Below are 21541 nucleotides of genomic sequence, written 5' to 3'. Positions count from 1 at the left end.
CCCTCAGGTGCGCAACTGTTCCGGCAGAGTGAGAATCTCAGCGCCGTCGTCGGTAATGGCTATGGTGTGCTCGCTATGCGCCGACCGTGCGCCAGTGGCGCTCCTGAGCGTCCATCCGTCAGGGTCCACGATGAGCTGTGCTGTGTCGGCCATGACCCACGGTTCGAGCGCCAGCAACAACCCAGGGCGTAACTTATATCCCCTGCCAGGCCGTCCGGTGTTCGCGACGTGCGGATCCTGGTGCATTGTCGAGCCGATGCCATGGCCTCCAAACTCTGTGTTGACGAGGTAGCCGGCACTGCTGAGGACGGTGCCGATGGCATGGGAGATATCGCCGATCCTGGCTCCTGGAACGGCTGCGGCTATCCCGGCGTGCAGTGCCTGTTCCGTCGCTTCGATCAAGGCGACACTTTCGCTCGGCTGCGAATCCCCCACGATGAAGCTGATGGCGGAATCCGCCGCGATCCCTTTCCTGGAGACAGCGAGGTCGAGTGTCAGCAGGTCGCCGTCGGCCAACGAGTAGTCGTGCGGAAGGCCGTGGAGCACGGCATCGTTCACGGCCGTGCAGATGTAGTGTCCGAAGGGTCCCCGCCCAAAGGACGGCGCGTAATCGACGTAGCAGGACTGCGCCTGCGCGTCGAGGATCATGCCCTTGGCCCACTGGTCGATTTCCAGGAGGTTTGTGCCAACGGCTGTACGCTCTTTCAGCGTGTGCAGAATGTCCGCAACAAGGGCACCGGTTACACGTGCCCTGTCCAACTCGGACGGGTTGAGAATCTCTATCAATGCGGCGTCTTTCTAGGCGATTTGTTGCTGGGTACGAAGAAGCATGTTCACAACAGCGCTGCCTCGGGATCAAACGGCAGCGGGGTCTCGCTGCCCGCAAGGGACCGTGCGGTGAGCGCTGTCACCCTGCGCACATGGTGGCGCCTGCACAGGGTTTCATACCCGATGATGGGCCCGGTAGCCCCAAGCTCCTCCAGCCCGGCACCAGTGAGCTTCTCTTTTTGCAAGCCGGGCATTGCGCGCGTCTCAACATCACCGACCACCATCTGAGCACCCTCCACGACCATCACACCGTCCACGGTGCGGGCATTGTGGGTAGCTCTGCGTCCGCACCAGCACAACGCCTCCACCTGGAGCACCTGCGTACGGTCTGCGAGTTCAATCAGCCGCTGCGAGCCGGGAAACAGTTGCGTGCGGAAATCCGAGGTGATGCCGAAGGCGAACACGTCAATGTCCATGTCGTCAACGATGCGGGCCAGCTGTTCGATCTGCTGCGCCGAGTAAAACTGGGCTTCATCACAGATCAGATAGTCCACACGCGCACCGTGCGTACGCCTCTGGACAAGTTCTTCCCAAAAATCGGTATCGGTGCGCACTTCGATGGCTTGCGTCCTCAAGCCGAGGCGGCTTGAAATCATCGACTCTCCGGCGCGGTCGTGCGAACTGAACAGTAAGCCACCCCTCCCGCGCGCGCTGTGATTGTGATCCATCTGCAGGGCGAGGGTGGACTTGCCGCAGTCCATGGTTCCTGAGAAGAAGACCAACTCGGCCACGGCCTACTTCCCCACGATTCGTTGCGGACCCGGGCCCGGCTTCCGGAGTGTCAGTAAGGGTATCTCCCGCTCCGCGCGGGTGATCGAGCCGTGCTGCCCGATGATCTCCAGGGCCGAGGCGGGCACGCGGCGCGTGTCGTAGAAGGCCACAGGCTCCCGTGCCGCGATCAGGACGTCACCGATCCGCGCTTCTATCCCAGGGGTAACATCCCCGAACAACCCGGACTGGATGGCGTCCTCGCAAGTCAGTACCCAGGCGCGGCCGCCATGGCTTTTCTGCCAGGAATCGATCAACTTCTGCCTGCCGGCTTCGGAGAGGCCAGGCTCGGTGTAAAGGTGGACCATTCGGGGTTCACCGGCTGTGTGGGCGACGCCGTCAATCAGTGCAGGGTCCGCTGAGTAGTCGATACGGTGCTGTTGCTCGACATCGACCATTCCATGGTCGGCCGTCAGTAGCAGGAGCGTGTCTGCCGGTACCTTCGCTGCCAACGAGCGAACGCTGCGGTCCAGGTCCTCAAGCTTCTCCCCCCATTCCTGCGATCCACAGCCCGAGCGGTGACCGGCTTTGTCGAGCTCATTGAAATACAGGTACACCAACGCCTGGTCATTTTCCCTCAGCGCCTTGCACGCGGCCTCGACCCTTGCCTGCGGAGTTACGGCCGCAGAGTATCGGGCACCACGCAACGCGGCCCTGGTCAACCCGGATTGATCGAAACGCGGCAGCCCCACGCTGGTGACCGGTAAGTGTTCTACGACCCGTTCGAAGATGGTGGGGTGCGGCTGCCAGTGTTCGGGCCGCACGGCCTCATCCCATCCGCCGAGCATGTTGACCACTTTTTCCTGCGCGGGGTCCAGAACGTCATATCCAACGAGCCCGTGGCCGCCCGGCGGCAGGCCGGTCCCGAGCGATGCCAGCGCGGCCGCCGTCGTGCTTGGAAAGACTGAGTCCAGCTTGCGGGAGGAATCCAGGAACTGCCGTAGGAACGGCGCGTGTCCTGACCGCTTTCGCAGCAGGGTCGCGCCGAGTCCGTCCACGAGCACCACGCAGACGCGCCGCGCAGCGGGCAGCCCTAGTTCGTTGGCGAATCCGGGGACTCCCAGTGCGGCAGCAGAGCTGGTGAAGACTTCCCCGATGGTGGAGCGGCCGTAAGCCGGGGATGCCGGGACCGGCTCCCGGTGATGCGTTAAACCTTCCACGCGCGCAGCTTACCGACCGTGGTGGGCTCGGCTGAAGCGGGTCGCCAGGCTTGGCTGGCGACGGCCGGCCTGGGGCGGATTGACGACGACGCCGGCAACCGTTGGGTTGGCGATGCTGACGGTGCGCAGGGCCCGGGCGAAGGTCTTGGCGTTCTGGACAGCCTGCAGACCGTCAGCTTCGGCGCTTACGCGCAGCACGATGTCTTCCTGGGCGATGGTGCCGGTGTAGCCGTGGTCGGCGTCGCACTGGGGGTCTCCGCAGCTTGCGGGCCCCATGTCCAGGCGTTGGCCGCCGGACCAGGCGATGCCCAGGGTGAGCTCCCGTGCTGGGTCGGACGGCTTGTATTCATGCGGCTGGGAATACAGGTAGCTGAGCACAACCGAACGGATCTGGCTTACCGGCACGGATTCGGTGGAAACCTGGGCGGTCATCTGTTCCCCATTGTCGTCCAGTTGCTGATCGTCGACGTGGGTAACCACCAGCATGTCTTCCGTCAGAACGAGGACGGTAATGTGCCTGCGGACCTCGGTGCGCTCGAAGTGGGTTTCGAGGTGAACAACGTGCGAGAGCGGCTGGCGTCCGTCGAGTGCGTCGTGCACCACGTCAGCCACCAGCCGGGGATAAAACCCTGCACGTTCGAGGGAGGCGTCCAGGTCGCGGTGTTCGGCGGACAGCGATGGAGTCATGTTCCCAGTGTGACTTATCGCGGCGGCGGCAACCTAACCGGCGGCGCCGGTGTGCAGGGTCAGTCGCGGAGCGCGCGGCGGGCGCTGTCCGTGCGTTGCTGCGGGTTGCCGATGCTGATCTCGGCGCTCAACACCGCCAGGCCATCCGGGGAAACCAGCACGGGATTCAGTTGCAGCAAGGCGATCTCCGGATGACGGTCCTTCAGCAGGGCGACCCGGAGGAGGAGGTCCTCCAGCGCGGGTACATTCACCGGGGGCAGGCCCTGGTACCCGAACAGGCGCCGGCTCGCCCGCGGGCCCCTGACCAGCTCAGCAGCATCAAGCGAGGTCAGCGGGGGGATCCCGTGGGCCCAGTCGTCGAGCAGGTTAACGGCGTCTCCCGCCATCCCGAAGGACAGGACCGGGCCCAGCAACGGGTCCTCGATGGCCCGGATGACGCACGCCTGGCCGGCGGGCGCCATCGCCTGAACCTCCAGGTCAGGGCCGCCGAAGGGCGCCAATTCCCTCCGCATGGTGGTGATTCCCACCCGGAGCTCCTCGGGTCCGGCGACGTTCAGCCGAACTCCACCGAAGTCGAGTCGATGGCGAAGGCGCTCATCCACAGTCTTCAGGGCCACTGGCCACCCCAGCTCGTCCGCTGCGGCTATTGCTTCCTCGGCCGTGTCGAAACGAACGGAGCGGAGCAGCTTGATCCCGTAGTTCGCAAGCACCCGCCTCAACCGGATGCCGTCCAGCTTCAGCAGTCCGACGTCGCGCACCTCGACGAGCGCGGCGCCCAGCACCCCAGCGGCGTCGTCCTCGGTGATGTCCTCGAAATCGGTGATGTCCGCGATGTCCCCGTGGCTAGTACCGCGCCAGCGGCTGTACCGCACCACCGCACCCAGCGCGGCCAGCGCGGCGCCGGGGCTGTCAAAGCATGGGATGCCCGTCCCTGTGTGGTCAGAGGCGTCGAGCCCGGCAAGCTGGGTCGACGTATCCAGCACACCGGTGAAGCACGCGATCACGGGCTTGCCAGCAGCCGCGCCGCATTCCCGCAGCACGGGCAGCATTGCCTTCGGTGTCAGCCCCAGCGCTGGAATGAACGTGACGACGACGGCGTGCACCGCTGCGTCGTCGAGCGCCTCCGTGAGCGCTTCCCTCAACGCCGGAAGCGCGATGGACTGACCGGCTTCCAGGTTCAGCGAAGCGTTCATGCGGACCACTTCGAGGTCCTGTGCCGCTGCGCCGTCCGCGACCACTTTGCCGAGCGCCAATGAGTTGCTGAACACCGCTACGCCCGGGCCGACAGGCAAGGGCTGCCCCACGACGATCTGCGCCACGTCCATCAGTTGCTCCGTGGTTTCGACGCGGATGGCCCCGGATTGCCTGAGCATCGCATCCAGCGCTCCTGCCGGCGCCTGCGTGGTGCGCACCGCATGGCCCGGTGGGACCTGCAACCCCATCACATCGGACTTCGCGACGATGACGGGCTTCATCCGTGAGAGCCTGCGGGCGATGCGGGAGAACTTTCGCGGGTTTCCGATCGACTCAAGATACAGGGCGACGGCACGGGTGCGGGGGTCATCCTCCCAGTACTGCATGGCGTCGTTGCCTGAGACGTCGGCCCGGTTGCCTGCTGATAGAGCCGAGGACACTCCAAGGTTGCGGCGCGTTGCTGCGGCATGGATCATGACGCCGATCGCCGCCGACTGGCTGAAGAGCGCGAGGCCGCCGGGCTGCGGCAGGTTTGGCGCCATGGACGCGTTGAGCCGGACCGCCGGGTCGGTGTTGACGATTCCGAGGGACGCCGGCCCCACCACGCGCATCCCGTAGGACCGTGCGGTGTGCACGAGGGCGCGCTGCCGTGCCAGCCCCTCGCCGTCGTCGTCGGCAAACCCTGCCGTCGCGACCAGCAGGCCCTTCACGCCCGCCCTGCCGCATTCCTCCACCACCGGCAGCACGCGGCTGTAGGGGACGGCGACGACGGCGAGATCGACCGGTCCGGGCACCTCACCGATCGAACCGTAGGCCACCATCCCGTTGAGTTCAAACGCCTCGGGATTCACCGCGGCGACCATCCCGGTGAAACCGCCGTCGATGATGTGCTCGAGCAGGGAGTAGCCAACCGTGCCCCAGCTGCGGCTGGCTCCGATGACGGCCACCGACGACGGCGCCAGGAGGGTTTGGGTGCTGCGCGCCTCAGCGCGGTGTTCGCGTGCCTCCATCACAGCCCGGGACCGGTCGGTCGGGTCAAGGTTGAAGGTAAGTTCCACGACACCGTCGTCAAAATGGCGATCGACTTCGTACCCGGCTTCGGCGAAGACCGTCATCATCTTCCGGTTTTCGGGCAGCACTTCTGCGGTAAAGCGGCTGATCCCGTTCTCCCGTGCCGCGGCGGCGAGATGCTCCAGGAGGATGGAGCCAAGGCCGCGGCCCTGGTGGGCGTCGGAGACGTTGAACGCAACCTCAGCCACCTGCGGATCTTCGAGGCGGTCATAGCGCCCGACGCCGATGATGTCCTGTCCGCGGGTGACGACAAAGGCCACCCGGCTTTCATGGTCAACCTCGGTGAAGCGCTTCAGTTCCTTCTCGCTGAGGGAGGATTTGTACGTGAAGAACCTGAGGTAGATGGAGTTCTGTGACTGGCGCTGATGGAAGTCCTGCATTGCATCGGCGTCCGTTGGAGAGATGGGCCGCAGGTGGCCGGTCGAGCCGTCCCGCAACACGACATCTGCCTCCCAATATTCCGGGTATAGTCCGTCAGCCACCATAGACTCACAGTAGTGGCAGGGCGCGGCGTGCAACATAAGCGCCCGCCGCAACTGCTTACCCAACCGCTGAAGGACCCCACGCACCATGGCCAGGCGCCAAGCCACACCACCGGATGAAAACTTCACCGAGAACATCATCGACATTGATGTCACCTCCGAGATGGAGGGCTCCTTCCTGGAGTACGCCTACTCGGTGATCTATTCGCGTGCCCTGCCTGACGCACGCGACGGCCTGAAGCCAGTCCAGCGGCGAATCCTCTACATGATGACCGACATGGGCCTGCGGCCCGACCGCGGGCATGTGAAGTCGGCGCGGGTGGTCGGTGAAGTGATGGGCAAGCTGCACCCGCACGGGGACGCCGCCATCTACGACGCGATGGTCCGCATGGCACAGGACTTCGCGCTGCGCTTACCGCTCATCGACGGGCACGGCAACTTCGGCTCGCTCGACGACGGCCCGGCTGCCGCGCGGTACACGGAAGCGCGCCTCGCTGCCCCCGCGCTGACCATGACGGATCACCTCGGCGAGGACGTCGTCGACTTCGTCCCCAACTACGACAACCAGCTGACGCAGCCCGAGGTATTGCCGGCGGCCTTTCCGAACCTGCTCGTCAACGGCGCCACCGGGATCGCCGTGGGCATGGCCACGAACATGGCGCCGCACAACCTGGGCGAGGTGATCGCAGCTGCCCGGCACCTGATCGAGTTCCCGGAAGCGACACTGGATGACGTCATGCGCTTCGTGCCGGGACCTGATCTCCCGAGCGGTGGCAAGATCGTGGGCCTCGACGGTATCCGCGACGCGTACGCGACTGGCCGCGGTTCCTTCAAGACGCGGGCCGCCGTTGAGGTTGAGCAGCTGTCCGCCCGCCGTACCGGCCTGGTGGTCACCGAGCTCCCGTACATGGTGGGCCCGGAGAAGGTGATCGAGAAGATCAAGGACGCCGTAACGTCCAAGAAGCTCCAGGGCATCTCGGACATCGTGGACCTGACTGACCGGACCCACGGCCTTCGCCTGGTCATCGAATTGAAGAACGGGTTCAATCCGAACGCGGTGCTCGCACAGCTTTACCGGTACTCGCCGATGGAAGATTCCTTCGGCATCAACAACGTCACCCTCGTCGACGGCCAGCCGCGGACGCTTGGCCTGGTTGAGCTTCTGCAGGTCTACATCTCCCACCGGATCTCAGTGGTGCGCCGACGCACCGCCTACAGGCTGGGAAAGAAGAAGGACCGCCTCCACCTCGTGGAGGGCCTGCTGATCGCCATCGTCGATATCGACGAGGTCATCCAGATCATCCGCTCTTCCGATGAAGCAGCGGCGGCCCGTGAGCGGCTCATGGCGATCTACGACCTCACCGAAATCCAGGCGAATTACATTCTCGAGCTGCGGTTGCGGCAGCTGACCAAGTATTCGCGCATCGAACTCGAGAAGGAGCAGGACGAGCTGAAGCGCGAGATTGCCGAGCTTGAAGAGATTCTCGGCTCCGAACAGAACCTGCGCCAGCTGGTCTCCACCGAACTCGCCGCCATTTCCGAGCAGTTTGCCACTCCCCGGCGAACCATCCTGCTTGAATCAGAGGCTAGCTCACCGTTGAAGGGCACCATGATGCCTTCTCCGGCTGGCAGTGGCGTGAAGGCTCCGCTCGCCCTGGAGATCCCCGATGACCCGTGCTGGGTGATTCTCTCCACCACCGGCCAGCTGGCCCGCACCACGGGGCAGGAACCGATGGTCGACGGCGGCCAACGGGTCAAGCATGATGCCTTCACTTCCATCGTTGCCACTACCGCACGCGCGGAAATCGGGGCGCTTACCTCGTCGGGCAGGATGCTCCGGCTGCAGGTGGTGGACATGCCGGCCCTTCCACCGGTCAACGGCATCCCCAACCTCGCAGGCGGCGTTTCGGTCAAGGAGTTCATCACCCTCGAACGCGGCGAAGCCCTGGTGGGTCTCGTCCCGCTGGACAAGGTGTTTGCCCTCGGAACAGCGCAGGGCGTGGTGAAACGCGTCATCCCTGACTATCCGTTGAACCGCGACGACTGGGAGGCCATTACGCTGAAGCCCAAGGATCAGGTGGTTGGCCTTGCCGTCGCCGATTCGGGGGGTACTGCGGACGCAGGTGCTGACGCTGATCTGGTCTTCATCACCCGCCAGGGGCAACTACTCCGCTTCCCGGCTTCATCGGTTCGCCCGCAGGGGCGGCTGGCCGGCGGCATGACCGGCATCAAACTGGGGGCCGACGACGCCGTCCTCTCCTTCGGTGTGGTGCGCGCCGGAGACGATGCCGCCGTCGTCGTCACCATCGCTGCGGGCAGCGAAGCGTTGCCGGGCACCGCGCCGGGCTCTGCGAAGGTGACTCCGTTCAGCGAGTATCCGGTGAAGGGACGCGCGACCGGAGGGGTCCGTTCGCACCGTTTCCTCAAGGGCGAGGATCATTTGACGCTGGCCTGGGCAGGCCACGGTCCAGCCCGTGCGGTCTCAACGACGGGCGTCGCGCGGGCTCTCCCGACCGAGCACGGGCGCCGCGACGGGTCCGGTGTTGTGCTCTCCTCCCCCGTTGACGCCATCGGCCCCAACCCGGAGGACGTGGCGGGTGCGGCCGGGCTCCAGACCTCCTAGGGGGTTCGTTCGAACGCCATCGACCGGCGCGTGGGCGTATAGCCCATCCGTTCATACAGGCCCAGCGCGCCCGAAGGATTCTCCGTGTCGACGCCGAGACCTGCGTTTTCCATGCCGTCGGCTTTGAAGCGGCGCATCGCTTCAGCGAGGAGCGCCGGCGCCAGCCGGCGGCCACGCCAGTCGCGCCGTACGCCAAGAAGTTCGGTGTACCCCTCATCGTGGCCAACCAGCGCCTTTGACTCGGGGTCGTAGCTGGCGATTTCGTAGGCTGCAACCTCGCCGGAGGAGGAGTCGATCACTGCGAGGCTCCAGTGGGCCCGGAATTCCGGGTGCGACACGGTGAAGTGCCAGCTCTCCTCATCGCGTGGCTCGCTCCCCCAGTGATCCTGGAAGGCTTCGTTGTGGGCGAGCCGCACGGCCTCGGAGATGTCATCGCTGAAGGAGACAATCTGGAATTCCGGATCGAGTTCCACCTCCGGGATGTCCACGGACAGGTCCCTGGTCATCTCGGTGAACCAGCGTGCCACCCTGTTGCCCGTGGCCTCCATGAGTGCCACGTGGCCTGAGTTGCTCTCCTCGACGTAGGTGCGCAGAATCGGGTCCTCGACGCCGGCATCAGCAAGGCGCTGCCGGGTCCGTTCGAGCTGCCAGGCATAGATCGCTGCGCCGATTCCACGCCGGCGCCACTCGGGGTCAACGCCGCCGAAAGCATGGACCAGGTTTGATCCGGCATTTGCGCTCACCCGCCCGAACGCACGCGCCGTACCGTCAGCGTCGAAACCCATGATGGTGTCGAGTTCGGGATCGTTCTTGGACGCCGACACGACCTCTTCCAGGTCCGCACGCTGTTCGATCCAGTCGGGTTTGTCTTCCACCGCCATGCGGCGCAGGAGCGCTTCCCAGGCCGTGAGGTCGGCGTTGGTAACCGGCCGCCAGGACAGCTGCTGGTCGGCTGGAATCAGTTCAGTCCTAGGCATGGTTCCAGCCTAGGTGATCCGTTGCCTTCTGCAGCGCCCCACTGGAGGTGCCCGCCGTCGTCGCCCGCTGTCAGCATGACGCCGGCGTCGCATTTCCCGGCCAGCTGCGGGTCATGTGTAACCAGCAGCACGGGCCGTTCCGCCAGGCCCGCGCGCAGGTCCCGCATGAGCGATGCCGCGCCGTCCGCATCGAGGTGGGCTGTCGGTTCGTCGAGTATCAGGACATGCGCATCGACCAGCAGGGCGCGCGCCACGGCGAGCCGCTGCCGTTCGCCTCCCGATAGCCGGTTGCCCTCCGGGCCGATCCGCGCGTCCAGGCCACCCTCACGGTCTCGGATTGTCGACGCGAGCCCGACGGCGGCAAGGGCCTCCCACAGTTCGGCGTCGCTGGCCGGCCGCCCGGCTGTGCGGGCGAGTTGCAGGTTGGCCCGGATAGTCGAATTGAACAGGTGCCCTTCCTGGGGACACCAGGCGAGCCGCGGACGGCGGCCGTCCGCTGGCTTGAACCCCTCGAGCTGATATTCGCCGCGCTCTATGGGAAGGAAACCGAGCAGCGCTCCAATCAACGTGGATTTGCCGCTGCCCGAGGGCCCGGTAAGGGCTGTACACCGTCCCGGCGTCACGCTGAGCGTCACGCCCTCCACCACGGGGAGGCCCGGCTCGTAGCCCACTGCGGCGTCAATGAGGGCCACTTTCGAAGGCGCCCCGCCCGGACGGTCTTCCAGCGTGCCCGGCGCTGGGAGCGGATTGCGAAGCTCCGGGGAAAGGCGTTGAACGACGGCGTCCAGCGGACCCCACTGCTGGACTGCCGCCGTCGCGAGCGCAAAGGGCTCGATCAGCGCGAGCTGCATCAGTACGACGACGGCGACAGCCTCAGCCGGGAGCGCACCGGCGCCGGCGAGGATTCCCAGCGCCGCCCCCGCGCACCCGAGGACAATCACGCACTGGCCCACGCCCGTGGCCCAGGAAGTCCGCCGGAGGAGGGTAGTTGAGCGCTCCTCGACGCTTCTGAGCCTCCCCAGTGCAGGCGTTGCCAGTCCGTTGACGGAAATGTCCCGGCGCGCACGCAGCAGGTTGCTCGTTTCCCTCAACAGCGATGCCCTGCCGTGGAGGCCCACCGACCCGGCGGACCGTTCCGCCCACAGGGCTGCGGCTGGTGCAACCAGTACCCCGAGCACAACGGAGGCGAGCTGCCAGCCGAGAGCCGACGGTAGGATGATCGCCGTCGCCAGCACGGCCCCCGCTCCGGTGATAATCGCGGTCAGCGGGGGAAACACGGTGCGTGCGGCGCTGTCGCGGAGTTCGTCGATGTCACCGACGAGGCGCTCGATGGCACCTGATCCACGTGCGAGTGACCGCCAGTTCCCCGCCCTGCCCAGCAGCGTTTTCCACATTCTGATGCGGACTGCGTCGGCGGTCTGCAGGATGGCGTCGTGGAGCCAGAGCCGTTCGCAGTACCGCAGAAGGCTGCGGCCGATGCCGAAGAAACGCACGCCGACGATTGCCGCCAGGAGGTAGAGGATGGGTGGTTGCTCCGAGGCCCGGACGATGAGCCAGCCGGAGAGCGCCGTGAGGGCAACCGCGAACACGGCTGACCCGGTTCCGAAGGCGAGCGCTGCGAGGAACTTCGGGGACCAGGGACGCACCAGCGAAAGCGCCTGGAGGGCGCGGGCAGGCCCTTGAGCCCTGGCAACCTTGTGAACGTTGAGGGAATGCTGCTCCCCCGCTGCGCCGGTACCCGTCGGGCCCTGTCGCGGGCCCGCCGCGCCGGTCTGCACGCCGCCCGCCCTGGATGCGGTCACTGGCGCTGCCGGTGATGAATGTTGCACGTCGATCACTGCGTCAGCCAGCGCTGCGGTGGCCGCGTCGTGGGCGATGAGCACTACCGTTACACGTCCCCGCAGCGCGTCGATGGCGCGGCGGATGGCCTGGGACGTTGCCTCATCGACGTGTGCCGTCGGCTCATCGAGCAGGAGGGCACCGCCATTGGTACCGATCCTCAACAGCGCCCGCGCGACTGCCACGCGGCGCAGCTCGCCGGGACTGAGATCCCCTGTTGCCTTCTGGAGCAAATGTGTGCCGCCGACGTCGGCGAGCGCCTGCGAGAGTACCTTTTGATCGTCCGTCCCCGCGAAGAAGGCGAGTTCTTCCCGCACGGTTCCGAGCAGTAGTTCCGGATGCTGCGGGACCCAGGCCACAGTGCCCCGGTTGCCCCGCAGGGGAACGACGACGCCGGTCACCTCGAGCTGCGGGACGGGCTCTCCTGCGAGCAGGCTCATCAGCGTGGACTTGCCGCTCCCGCTGGGGCCGCGCAGCGCGGTGATCGTCCCAGGCGCCAGCGTAAAGAACAGGTCAGTCAGGACCGCTTCCTTCGAGCCGGTATACCGGACGGTGAGGTTCTCCACCCGGGCGGCGCCGTCGCCGTCGTCTGTGCCTCCCCTCGGGACGATCCTTTGCGGAGCATCCAGCAGGCCGCGGACCCGGCGTCCGACGTCCAGGCCCTCTTCGCTCGCGTGGTGGGCAGCTCCGACGTCTCGCAGGGGTAAATAACACTCCGGCGCAAGGATCAGCGCAAGGAGTCCCACTTCCAATCCGACGTCGCCATGGATCAGCCGCACTCCCACGAACACCGCGACGACGGCAACGGAGATGGTGCTGATCAATTCCAGGGCAAGGGAGGAAAGGAAAGCTACGCGCAGGGTTTCCATGGTCCGCCGCGAATACTGTGCGCTGATGTCGGCGAGGGCGCGGGTCTGCGCGGACGCCCGGTCCATACCCACCAGCGCGGGCAGGCCCTTCGCCAGTTCAAGCAGGTGGTCCGAGAGCCGGTCCAGGGATGAGCGCGCTTCGCTGGTGCGCTCCTGCGTGTGCCAGCCGATCAGCACCATGAAAAGGGGAATCAACGGAGTGGTGACGATGATGATCAACGCACTCACCCAGTCGGCGGCAAGGATCCTGGCTCCGACCAGGAGCGGAATCACCGCACACGTGACCAATGCCGGCAGGTACTGCGTGTAGTACTTGTCCAGGCCGTCCAGTCCCCTGGTCAACAGGACGCTGAGGGCACCGGCCCCCTGGCCCTCCGGCGCACCATCCTCGAGCAACCGCTCCAGTGCATCCCTCCGGAGCCGCTCCTTGACGCCGTGGGCCAGCCGTTGCGCGACCGCCGGCTGGGCCCCCGACGCAAGCGTACGGATCAACACCCCCGCCAAGCCGACCCAGAGCAGGGCGGCCGGAAGCCTGTCCCCCGCCGCGAGGTCCGCGATTCCGTGCGCAATTGCCTCGGCGATCAGGATCAGTCCCGCCGCCTTCAGCGCAGCGAGCACACCAAGCAGGTAAACGGGCCCTGCAGGCGCGGCAGTTCCGGCCGGGCCACGTGCCAGGAGACGCTCAATCACAGCGGGCTCACTGAATGTGCTTTCGGGATGCTCTGTTCGGTCACCCGTTTCCGGAAGACCCAGTAGGTCCAGCCCTGGTAAGCGAGCACCAGGGGAACACCGAAGGAGGCGATGATGCTCATCAGTCCGAGCGTGTAGGGCGAGCTGGAGGCATTGTCGACCGTGAGGTTGAACAGTTCGTTCAGGGTCGACGGCAGGACGACAGGGTAGGCGGACCCGAAGATGCAGGCGAGGGTCGACGCGAGGAAGACACCCAGCCAGAGGAATCCCCAGCCGTCGCGGCTCCGCGTCTCGGCCAGCCAGGAGCAGGCGACCGCCACGACGGCCAGGGTGAGCAGCACGCCCGTCCACCATGTTCCGCCTCCCGTGTGGACCCTGCCGGCCCACAGGAGCAACGGCACGACGGCGAGCGGGAGCGTCCGCACGAGGAGCCCACGCGCGCGCTCGCGGATAGGCCCGTCGGTTTTCAGGACAAGGAACGCCAGGGCGTGGACCAGGCAGAAGAGGACGACGGCGGCCGCCCCCAGCAGGGCGTCGAAGCCAAACCATGCAAAGGGACCCCCCACCCTGTCCCCGTTGGCGTTCAAGGGCAACCCAGTGGTGGTCAGCGCAAGCGTGGCGCCGATCCCGGCGGCCGAAGTGAAGGACCCGGCGAATATGGCACGGTCCCAGCGGTGGCGCCAGCGCTCGCTGTTGATCTTGCCCCGGTATTCGAAGGCGACTGCCCGGAAGATCAGCGCAAGCAGAACCAGGACGAGTGGGAGGTACAGCGAGGACAACAGCGACGCGTACCACAGCGGGAAGGCGGCGAAGGTTGCTCCCACAGCGGTCAGCAGCCACACCTCGTTGCCGTCCCAAACCGGTCCGATGGTGTTCAGGAGGACCCTGCGCTCACGGTCGGTGCGGGCGAAAAGCTTCATGAGCATGCCGACACCGAGATCGAAACCCTCGAGGAAGAGGTACCCCGTCCACAGGACGGCGATAACGACGAACCAGATGGTGGGCAACATCTCGGTCATGAGGTGATCCTTTCCGGGTTCTGGCGGGAGGCATAAGGGTCAGTAGGCGAAGGCGAGCACATCGTCGTCTCCGTTCTTCGTCCCGTCGCCGGGACCGTCCGTCGGGTCGTGATCCGGGGACCCGCCGTCGTCGTCCTTCGCGAGCTCCGGCATGGCGGAAGCGACGCCACCGCGCACATACGTGACCAGGAGCTTCACCTCGACCACCAGGAGCGCCGCGTACACGAGCGTCAATGCCACCAGGGAGAACACCAGTTCTGAGACTTCCACCCCTGGCGAGACTGCCGCGGCGGTGAACATGAAGACGCCGTCAATCCCGTTCGGGTCCGGGTTCGGAGCCACGACGAACGGTTGGCGGCCCATCTCGGTGAAGATCCAGCCCGCCGAATTCGCGCCGAACGGGGCCAGGATGCCGAGTACCGCCAGCCGCATCAGCCAGCGTGACTCCGGGACCGTCCCCTTCCTGAGAATCCAGAGCGCAACCAAAGCCGCGAACGCCGCAACGGCCCCGAACCCGATCATGATGCGGAATCCCCAGTAGGTGACTTCCATGACGGGGAGGTAATCGATCGGCATTCCTGCGCGCTCGCCGTAGACCGGGTTATCCGGCAAGGTCTCGCCATACTCCTCCCGATACTCGGGCAGGAGGGTGTTGACGCCCTTGACCTCGGTAGTGAAGTCCCCGTTTGCCAGGAACGAGAGCACTCCGGGTACTTCGATGACCGCGACGATGTCATCACAATCCTGTGCGCCCAGGTTGCCGACGGAGAGAATGGAAAACCCGGTGCCGTCGTGGCAGGCCGCCTCCGCGGCAGCCATCTTCATGGGCTGCTGCTCGAACATGAGCTTGGCCTGCAGGTCGCCGGAGACCGCGGTCCCGGCGAAAGAGACGAGTGCGACGACGGCGCCGATCCGGGCTGAGCGCAGCCAGACCTGGTGATCGATCCGGCCGCGGTTGCGCGGACCAACACCTGGAACAACGAGTCCGGCGGGTCCCACGGTGTCCAGTCCGTCGCGTCGCCGCTTCCATAGGTGGTACCAGGCGATACCGAGCAGGAACCCGCCGGCGACTGCCAGGGCGCCGAAGATGGTGTGGGTGAACGCAACCAGTGCGGTGTTGTTGGTGAAGACAGCCCACGCGTCCACCATCCGGGCCCGCCCGTCAACAAGTTCGACTCCCACAGGGTGCTGCATCCACGAGTTCGCAACGATGATGAAGTAGGCCGAGAACACTGAGGCCGATACTGCTGCCCACAGGCATCCCAGGTGCACCAGGCGGGGCAGCCGCTGCCAGCCGAAGATCCACAGGCCGAGGAAGGTCGATTCAACGAAGAATGCCAGAAGTGCCTCCATGGCGAGCGGAGCACCGAAGACGTCGCCAACGAAGCGGCTGTATTCGCTCCATGCGAGCCCGAACTGGAATTCCTGCACTATTCCCGTGGCCACTCCCATGATGAAGTTGATGAGGAAAAGCTTTCCCCAGAACTTGGTCATGCGCAGGTACTGCTCTTTGCCCGAACGGAGCCAGAGTGTCTGCGTCAGCGCGACGACGAGACCGAGGCCAATAGTGAGGGGCACCATCAGGAAGTGGTAGACGGTAGTGATGCCGAATTGCCAGCGGGCGATTTCGAGTGCTTCCACGGGTCCTCGATTTCTCAAGCACTGCTCATTTGCGGACTCTTTTCTACAAGCCGTAGAAAAGCTACTTCTACGTATCGTAGAACAACTCGCAGCGTACTTCTACACCATGTAGAACCTTGCACAAAAACGATGTAAGTTAAGGGGTAGTTGGTACAGGCGAGACCTTCCCTGTTCCAGCAGATGGAAGCTCAACGAAGGAATACGAATGGCCACGCTCGGTGAACTGGAACGCACAGTGATGGACCTCCTGTGGGGCACCCCTGAGGCCATGACCGCGAACTCCCTCCGCGATGCTCTGGCGCTCGCCCCCGCAGGTATGACAGAGGGTAAGGAACTCGCCGTAACCACGGTGCTCACGGTCCTGTCCAGGCTTGAGAAAAAGGGCCTTGTGGAACGGGAACGGGACACCCGGCCGCATACCTACCGCGCAGTCACCAGCCGGGAAGATCACACGGCTGAACTGATGCACGAGGTCCTCGTCACGGCTCCTGACCGCGAGGCTGTGCTTGCCCGCTTCATCGGTAGTGTGTCCGAGAGCGAGGCACGCACCCTCCGGCGGCTTCTCGGCGGCAGCTAGCAGTCCATGTTCTGGGCTTCCCACTTCCTGGCCGCGCTTGCCGTAGTGCTGGCGTGGCCGGCCCCAATCGCCCTCTCGCGCGCTAAGTGGCCGTCCAGATCACCGTTCACCGCCATGATCCTGTGGCAGGCAATTGCCCTGGCCGGTGGATTGTCGATGATCGGCGCCATGCTCGTGTGGGGACTGGAACCTCTCGGCGATAATTTGCTGCAGGCGCTCGGACGGTTGTGGGAAATCATCGTAAATAACCGTCCCGCTGACACCCTCGGTCTCGCCCACGTGTTTGCCCTAAGTGCGGCCAGCCTGCTGACCGCACACCTCGTCTTCACCCTGCTGTTGACCTACGCGCGTATCAGGAGCCAGCGCCGCCGCCACCGGGACCTCCTTAACCTCCTGAGTTCGCCCTCTCACGGGAACCCCTCCACACTCGTCATCAAGCACGCGGCGCCAGTGGCCTACTGCCTGCCAGGCGGCGCTAGATCAGTAACAGTGCTTTCGGACGGGCTGATGGGCCTGTTGTCCGAGGACGAGCTTCGCGCAGTACTCATCCATGAACAGGCCCACCTCAACCAGCGGCACCACCTGCTGCTCTGGGCTTTCGCAGCCTGGCGTTCCGCCCTGCCCTGGCTGCCGACCTCGCGCCTGGCACAGCGCGCGGTGAACGAGCTGATCGAAATGCTTGCCGATGACGAAGCAGTGAAACGGGTGAACCAGAAGGTGCTGGTCGGCGCCATTGCCATCGTGGCCAGCGGTTCGCTCGCGCCCCCCGCGACGTCAACGGCTGCGGGCAAACCCACTGCGGAGGAACCAGCTGAAGACGGGCCGGCTGAAAAGGATCCGACAGTCAACGCGCCGCCCGGCAGTCAACAGGTGCCGCAGGAGGACAGCCTCATCACTGCGGGCGCCGAAAGCGACGACGGCAGCGGGGCCCAGTCCACCGTGCACCGGCTGCGCAGGCTGCTCGAGCCGCAACCGCCGCTCACCTTCCTCCAGACCTTCAGCGCACTGGCAGCCTCCGCAGTCCTGCTCACGGTGCCGACGCTGCTGCTGATTGCGCCCGGCCTGTTCGGCTAGCTGATCACCTACTACGGCAGCTTCACTCTGATTCAGCATCACTATGATTTCGCGACCTGATATTCGCAGCTGAAGCGAGGCCGGCCCTACAAACCTGCGTGCCGCCGTCGTCGTTTGGTCAGCCGTTCGTCAGGCGTCGATCCTTTCGCGGTCAAGCAACGCTGCCCCTGCGACGATGAAATCTTTCCTGGGCGCCACGTCGCTGCCCATGAGGAGATCGAACACACGCTCGGCCGCCTCCGCTTCCTGGATCCGTACCCGGCGGAGGGTGCGGTGGCGCGGGTCCATGGTGGTCTCCGCCAATTGGCCGGCGTCCATCTCACCCAAGCCCTTGTAGCGTTGGATGGGTTCCTTGTAGCGCCTGCCTGTCCGTTCGAGCTCCGCCAGTAACCGGTGCAGTTCCTGCTCCGAATAGGTGTACAACGTCTCGTTCGGCTTGCTGCCGGCGCTGACCACCTCAACGCGGTGAAGCGGCGGAACAGCCGCATAAACGCGTCCGTCATCAACGAGTGGCCGCATATAGCGGAAGAACAGGGTCAACAGCAGGGTCCGGATGTGTGCGCCGTCGACGTCAGCGTCCGTCATCAGAATGATTTTCCCGTAGCGGGCAGCATCGAGCTGGAAGCTGCGGCCCGATCCCGCACCCACTACCTGAATAAGGGCAGCACATTCGGCGTTCGAGAGCATGTCCCCCACTGACGCCTTCTGCACGTTCAGAATCTTGCCGCGGATAGGTAACAGGGCTTGGTAGTCCGAAGATCGCGCAAGTTTCGCAGTGCCAAGCGCGCTGTCACCCTCAACGATGAACAGTTCCGACCGCTCGGTGTCGTCGATGCGGCAGTCTGCCAGTTTGGTGGGCATTGACGAGGTCTCGAGGGCATTCTTCCGCCGCTGGGTTTCCTTATGGACGCGCGCTGAGACGCGCGATTTCATCTCAGCGACCACCTTCTCGAGAAGGAGCGCCGCCTGGGCCTTGTCCCCCCGCGCCGGAGAAGTAAGTTTCGCCTGCAATTGGGTTTCCAAGACCTTGGCGACAATCGCCCGCACAGCTGAGGTGCCCAGGATTTCCTTGGTCTGGCCCTCGAATTGCGGCTCTGCCAGCCGGACGGTCAGCACGGCGGTCAGGCCGGCAAATACGTCGTCCTTCTCCAGTTTGTCGTTACCCGCCTTGAGCTTGCGGGCATTCGTCTCGACGGCCTTGCGGAAAGTTTTCAGCAGCGCCTGTTCAAACCCGGCCTGATGGGTTCCGCCCTTGGGAGTAGCGATGATGTTGACGAAGCTCTTGACCGTTGTGTCGTAACCGATCCCCCAGCGCAGGGCGATGTCGACCTCGCAGTCACGGTCCACTTCCGCTATGCGGCTGTGTCCCTGATCGTCGAGCACGGGTACAGATTCCTTGAATCGACCGGAACCGTGCAACCGCCAGACGTCGGTCACCGCATGATCGATCGCGAGGAACTCCGCGAACTCCGAGATTCCGCCGTCGTGATGGAACTCTTCCTCCAAAACGCCGTCGGTTCCGGGCAGACCGCGCTCGTCGCGAACCGTGATTCGTAGCCCGGGGACCAGGAAGGAGGTTTGCCGGGCGCGCGCCTGGAGTTCCTCGTAGGAGAATTTCGCGTCTGGGGTGAAGATCTGGCGGTCTGCCCAGTAGCGGACCCGCGTACCCGTCACCCCACGCTTGGTGCTGCCGACAACCTCGAGCCGTGAACTGTCGACGAACGGGGAGAATTTGGCAGTGGGCAGGACCTTTCGCTCATCTTCGAAGCGGCCCGGTTCGCCCCTGCGGAAGGACATCTCGTACGTCTTCCCGCCACGGTCCACCTGTACGTCGAGCCTCGAGGAGAGCGCGTTGACGACGCTTGCGCCAACACCATGCAGCCCGCCGGAGGCCGTATAGGAGCCCCCGCCGAATTTGCCGCCCGCGTGAAGTTTCGTGAAGACAACTTCGACGCCGCTGAGACCAGTCTTGGGCTCGGCGTCCACAGGGATTCCGCGGCCGTCATCGTGCACTTCGACGGAACCGTCAGAGTGCAAAATGACCTTGATGCTTTGTCCGTGCCCGGCGAGAGCTTCATCGACGGAGTTGTCGATGATCTCCCACAGACAGTGCATGAGCCCGCGTGAGTCGGTGGAGCCGATATACATACCCGGCCGCTTGCGTACGGCTTCGAGTCCCTCAAGCACCGAGAGATGACGCGCTGTGTATTCAGAACCGGGGGCCACGTTTGCTGGAAACTCCTTGGGATAATGTCTCTTGGCTGCTGCGAGTGTGCGTTCGTAAAACCGCTCGAGCAATTGTTCCACGGCAGTGTCTACAGCATATTGCCTGGTGCTTCGGTGGCCCCGCAGGCGTGCCGAGCCGTCTCAGGTGGCCTACGCGCTCAGCGAAAGCAGACCCAGCTTGCGAAGATCCGGCTACGAATAGTGGTTATATGAAGTACAGGAACCACTAAGGAGGCACCCATGACAACAGCTACAGCAACCCGCGAGCTGACGGCACTGCATCGTTGCGACCGGTGCGGAGCACAGGCATACGTTCGTGCAGTCCTTTCCTCCTCCGGTGGCGAGCTTCTCTTCTGCGGGCATCATGCCCGTGCAGTGGAAAGCACCCTCAGGCCCCAGACGTCTGAGTGGCAGGATGAAACAGGCCGCTTGAACGAGAAGGCCTCTGCAACCGTCGAACCGTAAGCGATTACGGGTCACTGCTAAACAGACCAAAACAGAAGAACCCCTCCGTGAGGCCACGAAGGGGTTCTTCTGTTTTGGTCTCAGCCGAGTGTTAGTCGAGGTAGTCCCGGAGAACCTGGGACCGTGAAGGGTGGCGAAGCTTGGACATGGTCTTCGACTCGATTTGACGAATCCGCTCCCGCGTCACCCCGTAGACCTTGCCAATTTCATCGAGGGTCTTGGGCTGGCCATCGGTCAGTCCGAAGCGCATGGCCACCACTCCCGCTTCCCGCTCCGACAGTGTGTCGAGAACGGAGTGGAGCTGCTCCTGCAAGAGGGTGAAGCTCACGGCGTCGGCAGGAACCACAGCCTCGGAGTCCTCGATGAGGTCACCGAACTCTGAGTCGCCGTCTTCGCCGAGCGGCGTGTGCAGCGAGATGGGTTCGCGTCCGTACTTCTGGACCTCGACTACCTTCTCGGGAGTCATGTCCAGCTCGAGGGCCAGTTCTTCGGGAGTCGGTTCACGCCCCAGATCCTGCAGCATCTGCCGCTGCACGCGGGCGAGCTTGTTGATCACTTCAACCATGTGCACCGGAATACGGATGGTGCGGGCCTGGTCAGCCATGGCACGCGTGATTGCTTGCCGGATCCACCACGTTGCATAGGTGGAGAACTTGAAGCCCTTTGTGTAGTCGAACTTCTCCACGGCGCGGATCAAGCCGAGGTTGCCCTCTTGAATGAGGTCGAGGAACAGCATTCCGCGGCCCGTGTAACGCTTGGCCAACGAAACCACCAGGCGAAGGTTCGCTTCAAGCAGGTGGTTCTTTGCGCGCTTGCCGTCGTGGATGACCCATTCGAGCTCACGCCGCAGCTTGGGGTCCATGTTCTGGTCGGCGGCGAGTTTTTCCTCCGCGAAGAGGCCCGCCTCGATGCGCAAAGCCAGGTCGACTTCCTGCTCGGCGTTCAGCAGTGCAACCTTGCCGATCTGCTTCAGGTAATCCTTGACGGGGTCCGCAGTGGCTCCGGCGGACACGACCTGCTGCGCGGGGGCGTCGTCGTCGTCAGCGTCCGAGTAGACAAAGCCGCTTCCGGTCGTTGCCTCGGCCGCTCCGGCCTCGGGTGTCTCCGTGTCCGTAGAGTCTGCGTCACTCTGTGTCGGATCAGCTTGCTGAGCCGTGGTTTCCTCTTCAGTGAGCGTTGCTCCTGAAGTTTCTGCGCTGTCCCCGTTTGCCGAGCGCTTTGCTCCGCGCGTTGTGCCAGCCTTGGAGGCCGCCTTCGGCGCGGTGGACTTGCGCTTGGTTGCAGTTGTACCGGGTTCCGTTAACACCGGTGCTGTTGTCTTCTTGGCCGACACTCAAGAACCTTTCATACG

15 protein-coding genes are annotated in these 21541 nt (G+C 64.7%); 4 read left to right on the top strand and 11 right to left on the bottom strand.

Annotated features, from left to right (window positions below; translation table 11 throughout):
- Positions 1–3 precede the first annotated feature (3 nt).
- The 5 genes from map to ACWA1U_RS11110 are packed head-to-tail and all read right to left on the bottom strand — an operon-like array spanning position 4 to position 6193.
- Complete coding sequence (map, locus tag ACWA1U_RS11130) at positions 4–786, bottom strand: type I methionyl aminopeptidase (RefSeq protein WP_463722253.1); 783 nt, start codon at positions 784–786, stop codon at positions 4–6.
- A gap of 47 nt (positions 787–833) precedes the next feature.
- Positions 834–1559: a thymidine kinase gene (locus ACWA1U_RS11125; RefSeq protein ID WP_463722252.1), complete on the bottom strand. Its 726-nt coding sequence runs from the start codon at positions 1557–1559 to the stop codon at positions 834–836.
- 3 nt (positions 1560–1562) lie between these two features.
- A complete protein-coding gene (locus ACWA1U_RS11120; RefSeq protein WP_463722251.1) occupies positions 1563–2756 on the bottom strand; it encodes an alkaline phosphatase family protein in 1194 nt (397 codons plus the stop codon).
- A 9-nt stretch (positions 2757–2765) separates the two neighbouring features.
- A complete protein-coding gene (locus ACWA1U_RS11115) occupies positions 2766–3443 on the bottom strand; it encodes a DUF5998 family protein (RefSeq protein ID WP_463722250.1) in 678 nt (225 codons plus the stop codon).
- 59 nt (positions 3444–3502) lie between these two features.
- Positions 3503–6193, bottom strand: coding sequence for a bifunctional acetate--CoA ligase family protein/GNAT family N-acetyltransferase (locus tag ACWA1U_RS11110; protein WP_463722249.1), 2691 nt, complete (start codon positions 6191–6193; stop codon positions 3503–3505).
- Positions 6194–6278: 85 nt separating this feature from the next.
- On the opposite strand from ACWA1U_RS11110, the gene ACWA1U_RS11105 reads away from it, so the two are divergent.
- Entirely contained in the window at positions 6279–8813 is a 2535-nt protein-coding gene (locus tag ACWA1U_RS11105; RefSeq protein WP_463722248.1) for a DNA gyrase/topoisomerase IV subunit A, read from the top strand.
- Here ACWA1U_RS11105 and ACWA1U_RS11100 read toward each other — a convergent pair.
- Genes ACWA1U_RS11100 through ACWA1U_RS11085 form a run of 4 tightly spaced genes read right to left on the bottom strand, consistent with a single transcriptional unit; the run spans position 8810 to position 15848 of the window.
- Complete coding sequence (locus ACWA1U_RS11100; protein ID WP_463722247.1) at positions 8810–9790, bottom strand: GNAT family N-acetyltransferase; 981 nt, start codon at positions 9788–9790, stop codon at positions 8810–8812. The two genes, ACWA1U_RS11105 and ACWA1U_RS11100, sit on opposite strands and share 4 nt — an antisense overlap.
- On the bottom strand, positions 9772–13188 hold the full coding sequence (gene cydD / locus ACWA1U_RS11095; RefSeq protein WP_463722246.1) for a thiol reductant ABC exporter subunit CydD: 3417 nt from the start codon (positions 13186–13188) through the stop codon (positions 9772–9774). Before cydD ends, ACWA1U_RS11100 begins: the two co-directional genes overlap by 19 nt.
- Positions 13185–14207 carry a cytochrome d ubiquinol oxidase subunit II gene (cydB, locus tag ACWA1U_RS11090; protein ID WP_463722245.1) on the bottom strand — a complete coding sequence of 341 codons (1023 nt, stop codon included), beginning with the start codon at positions 14205–14207 and terminating at the stop codon, positions 13185–13187. Before cydB ends, cydD begins: the two co-directional genes overlap by 4 nt.
- Before the next feature lie 39 nt (positions 14208–14246).
- Positions 14247–15848, bottom strand: coding sequence for a cytochrome ubiquinol oxidase subunit I (locus tag ACWA1U_RS11085; protein ID WP_463722244.1), 1602 nt, complete (start codon positions 15846–15848; stop codon positions 14247–14249).
- Between the two features lie 205 nt (positions 15849–16053).
- Between ACWA1U_RS11085 and ACWA1U_RS11080 the strand changes: the two genes are divergently transcribed.
- Both ACWA1U_RS11080 and ACWA1U_RS11075 read left to right on the top strand, forming a co-directional pair.
- A complete protein-coding gene (locus ACWA1U_RS11080; RefSeq protein ID WP_463722243.1) occupies positions 16054–16425 on the top strand; it encodes a BlaI/MecI/CopY family transcriptional regulator in 372 nt (123 codons plus the stop codon).
- 6 nt (positions 16426–16431) lie between these two features.
- Positions 16432–17499 (top strand): M56 family metallopeptidase, encoded by a 1068-nt coding sequence (locus ACWA1U_RS11075; RefSeq protein WP_463722242.1) that lies wholly within the window; start codon positions 16432–16434, stop codon positions 17497–17499.
- Between the two features lie 129 nt (positions 17500–17628).
- Here ACWA1U_RS11075 and ACWA1U_RS11070 read toward each other — a convergent pair whose 3' ends face one another.
- The gene (locus ACWA1U_RS11070) at positions 17629–19725 is read right to left on the bottom strand and encodes a DNA gyrase/topoisomerase IV subunit B (RefSeq protein ID WP_463722241.1); all 2097 of its coding nucleotides are present in this window, start codon (positions 19723–19725) and stop codon (positions 17629–17631) included.
- 240 nt (positions 19726–19965) lie between these two features.
- Between ACWA1U_RS11070 and ACWA1U_RS11065 the strand changes: the two genes are divergently transcribed.
- Complete coding sequence (locus tag ACWA1U_RS11065; protein WP_463722240.1) at positions 19966–20190, top strand: DUF7455 domain-containing protein; 225 nt, start codon at positions 19966–19968, stop codon at positions 20188–20190.
- Positions 20191–20281: 91 nt separating this feature from the next.
- Here ACWA1U_RS11065 and ACWA1U_RS11060 read toward each other — a convergent pair whose 3' ends face one another.
- Positions 20282–21523 carry an RNA polymerase sigma factor gene (locus tag ACWA1U_RS11060; protein WP_463722239.1) on the bottom strand — a complete coding sequence of 414 codons (1242 nt, stop codon included), beginning with the start codon at positions 21521–21523 and terminating at the stop codon, positions 20282–20284.
- Positions 21524–21541 lie beyond the last annotated feature (18 nt).

Source organism: Arthrobacter sp. TRD_SC_6, from assembly GCF_055361185.1.
This window is presented reverse-complemented; position numbering and strand designations above follow the sequence as displayed.

What these genes read in the sequence shown, in the direction of transcription:
- ACWA1U_RS11065 (WP_463722240.1), top strand. Translation starts at nt 19,966, where the DNA reads ATGACAACAGCTACAGCAACCCGCGAGCTGACGGCACTGCATCGTTGC.
- ACWA1U_RS11110 (WP_463722249.1), bottom strand. Translation starts at nt 6,193, where the DNA reads ATGGTGGCTGACGGACTATACCCGGAATATTGGGAGGCAGATGTCGTG.
- cydB (WP_463722245.1), bottom strand. Translation starts at nt 14,207, where the DNA reads ATGACCGAGATGTTGCCCACCATCTGGTTCGTCGTTATCGCCGTCCTG.
- ACWA1U_RS11075 (WP_463722242.1), top strand. Translation starts at nt 16,432, where the DNA reads ATGTTCTGGGCTTCCCACTTCCTGGCCGCGCTTGCCGTAGTGCTGGCG.
- ACWA1U_RS11115 (WP_463722250.1), bottom strand. Translation starts at nt 3,443, where the DNA reads ATGACTCCATCGCTGTCCGCCGAACACCGCGACCTGGACGCCTCCCTC.
- ACWA1U_RS11080 (WP_463722243.1), top strand. Translation starts at nt 16,054, where the DNA reads ATGGCCACGCTCGGTGAACTGGAACGCACAGTGATGGACCTCCTGTGG.
- ACWA1U_RS11105 (WP_463722248.1), top strand. Translation starts at nt 6,279, where the DNA reads ATGGCCAGGCGCCAAGCCACACCACCGGATGAAAACTTCACCGAGAAC.
- ACWA1U_RS11100 (WP_463722247.1), bottom strand. Translation starts at nt 9,790, where the DNA reads ATGCCTAGGACTGAACTGATTCCAGCCGACCAGCAGCTGTCCTGGCGG.